Here is a 1,845-nt window from a genome sequence, read left to right as displayed (position 1 = left end):
GTGGGACGTCTGATGGGTTCCGTATGGCGCGGGCGCATGAGGCGCTCGGCTGGTGACACGGCCGAGTTCGCCGGCCGCGGGCAGGACGGGGAACCGCGCTTCGTCCCGAGCCCCGCGATGGTGCGTGCGGTCGAGCATCGCACCCGGTCGCTGCTCCAGCGCATGAAGGTGCGGGAATTGCTGACCATGCGCCAGTTGATCGAGCGCTATTGCGAATTCACCGGCGCGACGGTGGTTCTGCAGGAAAAGTTGCTGCCGGTCGATTGCTTCTTCGCGATCACGCTGAAGCTTTCGGTGCCGCCCGACACCTATGTCATCGCGTATCAGAAAGCGACACCCGCCTGGCATCAGGACCACGGGATCGGCCACGAGTTCGGGCACATCATCGCCGGGCACTACGAGAGCGAGAGCGTGCATCGTCATTCGGCGATGTCTCCGGAGCGGGAATGGGAGGCGGAGTACACGGCGAACCTGCTCGCGCGGTGGTCGTATGAGGTGGGCAGGGTGCTCGATCGGCAACGCGCGATCCGTCCGTTACAGCGCTCCGAAGACCTGTCACTGCCGCTCCAGGAGAGAATGGGCTGGCTGTGATCTACATACCGCACGGGTGGCTCATCGCGGCGTTCACCGTGGCCATGCTCTGGAAGGCGAGTCAGTACCGCCGGAACAAGGACGTCGCACTTCTCGCGGTCGTAGGGGCCTTCTTCTTCCTCGCGTCGGGATATGCCTTCGGCGAGTACGTCCAGGATCGCTCGGACCCGTGGTTGCTGACCGCGATGGGGTACGAATTCGTCGGCACCGTCCTGCTGATCGGGTCCAAAGTGTGCGTTGTAGCGTTTTTCGTGCTGGCCTCCCGGCACACCGCGCAAACGAAGAAAATCATGGCCGCGCTGGGTATTCCGCTGGTCGCGTCGATCATCGTCCTGGCTGTGTGCGCTGTCGTCGCGGGCCCGGACGCTCAACCCTATGGATTCACCGACCCGGCGGTGGTCGGCTTCAATCTCGGCGAGAAAGTGATCACGTTGCCGATCGGGATGCTGATCGTCTTCTATTGCTTCGCCTACTTGCGTTTGCTCTCGGGAACACCGGCCCACGGGATGATGCTCGCGGCGGTAGGCGCGGTCTTGATGCTCGCCGCCACCGTGACCTTCACCGTCCAGCTCGGGTATTACGCGGCGTCGACGCGTCCACCGCGGGCGCTCGTGGTGCTGGGGCGGTGGGAGGTCTACCTAGGGCAGTTCATCTTCCTTCTGGGTGTGTCCTGGTACGGCTTGGTGATGCGGATCCGAGCTGTGATCGCCGGTCTCGGGGCGTTGCGGGACGTTCTTCTGCTGTGGCGGCTGTGGCGTTTCGCGGTCGGCGTGATCACCCGGTTCCTTCCGGAACGGCGGATGCCCGGTTTCCGTGCCCGGCAGCCCTTGGCAGCCGTCATGGAGTGGCGTCAGGCGATGATGGTCGACATTCGTGACGCCCTGATGCTGCTCAGCCCCCAGATCGACCCGAGGTCGACCGCCACCGTTTCCGGGTACGCGCGGGAACTCCAGCGGGTCGCCGCGGCCAATCGGGAGCGGCCGGTGCTGTACGGCGAGCCGCACCGCGCGGCCGTGGACACGGCTGATACGTTCGACGCGGACCGTAAATTGCTCGTGGCCTTGGCGGCTCGTCTGGGGGGAGACGTGATTCGGGTGCGTCGTCAATGGGTCCGGCCTACTGTGAAAGTGTGACCTGATGTTTCGAGCGGAGGTCATCGGCTGCGGTATCGGAGGGGCATGTGCCGCGCTCGCGATGGCGAAAGTCGGTGGTCGTGTCCAGGTCTACGAGACCGCGGCGCGCACTGCCGAGGTG

2 protein-coding genes are annotated in these 1,845 nt (G+C 64.9%); both read left to right on the top strand.

The window, feature by feature from the left end:
* The first annotated feature begins 162 nt into the window (after positions 1-162).
* Positions 163-591: a hypothetical protein gene (locus tag HOV91_RS38990; protein WP_174190173.1), complete on the top strand. Its 429-nt coding sequence runs from the start codon at positions 163-165 to the stop codon at positions 589-591.
* A complete protein-coding gene (locus tag HOV91_RS38985) occupies positions 588-1,724 on the top strand; it encodes a hypothetical protein (protein WP_174190172.1) in 1,137 nt (378 codons plus the stop codon). The genes HOV91_RS38990 and HOV91_RS38985 overlap by 4 nt, the downstream gene beginning before the upstream one ends.
* The last annotated feature ends 121 nt before the right edge of the window (positions 1,725-1,845 follow it).

It is taken from the genome of Nocardia barduliensis, assembly GCF_013315795.1.
Lineage (GTDB): Bacteria > Actinomycetota > Actinomycetes > Mycobacteriales > Mycobacteriaceae > Nocardia > Nocardia barduliensis.
Note: the sequence above shows the minus strand (reverse complement) of the source record. Positions and strands in the feature narration are given on the sequence as shown.